Below are 1,726 nucleotides of genomic sequence, written 5' to 3' on the forward strand. Positions count from 1 at the left end.
CCCGTCATTCCGCACCTAAATTTTGCAATTTTCAGTGCTTGACAGCGATCGGTCATTCTGATCTATTACTCTCTTTTGCAGGTAATTCATCATGGCCGCTCCCGCTATCTCTATCCGTAACCTCGATCACCTTGGCTTGGTCGCCGCACTCTGCCAAGAACTGGGGATTGCCCGCATGATCGATGCCGTACTCCCCAAAACGCCGCCTTTTAAGGTCTCGCATGGTGAAGCCTTGGTCGCCATGATAGTGAACGGTCTCGGCTTTAACAGCTGCACCCTGCACATGTTCCCGCAATTCTTCGCTAACAAGCCGGTGGAGCGCCTGATTGGCCCCGGGATCTGTGCTGATGACCTCAACGATGATGTGCTCGGTCGCTGTCTCGATGCCCTCTTCGAGGCCGATGTCAGCGCCTTGTATCAGGTGATGGCGGCGCAAGTTGTCGAGCGGCTGGGGCTCAAAAGCACCGCAGTGCACCTCGATATCACCAGCTTCCACGTCGATGGCGCCTATGACTGCAACGATGGGGAACCGCTCGGTAAGCTGCAACTGGTGCGTGGTTATAGTCGCGATCACCGGCCAGAGCTGAACCAGGTGATCCTTGAGCTCATCTGTGAAAATCAGGCCGGGCTACCTGTCTATATGCAGGCCCTGAGCGGCAATAGTAATGACACCAAAGCCTTTGCCCAGACCGTTCGTCGCCATTTGAGCAGTCTCAAGGCTGCGCAGGAGAGTCGTTATCTGGTCGGCGATGCCGCACTGTACTGCGCCGATACTTTGCAACTGCTGGCGCAACAGCAGCAACTGTTTGTCACCCGGGTACCTGTCACGTTGAACGAGGCCAAGCAGGCCGTAGCAACAATCGGCGCGCAACCTCTGACTGCCTTGGGCAATGGCTATCATGGCCGTTGGCAAGGTGCCAATTATGCCGGCGTCGCGCAGCGCTGGTTGCTGGTGCGCAGCGAACAGGCCAGCCATCGCGAGCAGCAGACATTGGCCAAAAACCTGCTCAAAGACAGTACTCGCGAGCTCAAAGCCTTCGCCAAATTGTGTGCCCGACGCTTTGCTTGTGAGGCGGATGCCCAAGCTGAGTTGAGTCGTTTTACCGCCAGCTTGATGCTGCTGCAACTGGATGCCGAGGTGGTGAGTGAACCCGTTTATGCAGGGCGTGGCAGACCCAAGCGTGGCGAAGAGCCAATTGGCCATCAGTTTCAAATCCGTGGGTTGGCGGCAACTAGCCTGGCTTGCGTTGAAGAGGCTCGCAACCAGACCGGTGTGTTCATCCTGGCGACCAATGACCACAGCGATACGCTGACCATGGCCGAACTACTCGCCACCTATAAAGCGCAGCAGAATGTCGAACGAGGCTTTCGTTTTCTCAAGAGCCCGGAGTTTTTAACCTCCTCACTGTACCTGAAAAAACCGGAGCGGATTGAAGCGCTGCTGATGGTGATGACCTGTAGCCTGATGATTTATGCCGCGTTGGAGCACCGTATCCGGCAGGGATTAATGGAGCAAAACCGCAGCGTGGCGGATATGAAAAAGAAACCGACCCAGCAGCCGACGGCCCGTTGGATCTTTTTGCGCTTTGGTGGCATCCATGAATATCGACAGGGAGACGCTCCGCCACAAGTAACGGAGCTAACAGGAGACCAGCAGATCATTTTGGAGGTATTGGGTGAACGCTATCGGCAAATTTATTCCTAAATTAGGTGCGGAATGTCGGAT

At 55.4% G+C, this 1,726-nt stretch carries 1 protein-coding gene; it reads left to right on the top strand.

Going from position 1 to position 1,726, the window contains the following annotated elements; translation table 11 throughout:
- Positions 1 to 91 precede the first annotated feature (91 nt).
- Complete coding sequence (locus SHEWPOL2_RS21910; RefSeq protein ID WP_037431746.1) at positions 92 to 1,705, top strand: IS1634 family transposase; 1,614 nt, start codon at positions 92 to 94, stop codon at positions 1,703 to 1,705.
- Positions 1,706 to 1,726 lie beyond the last annotated feature (21 nt).

It is taken from the genome of Shewanella sp. POL2, from assembly GCF_000282755.1.
Lineage (GTDB): Bacteria > Pseudomonadota > Gammaproteobacteria > Enterobacterales > Shewanellaceae > Shewanella > Shewanella xiamenensis.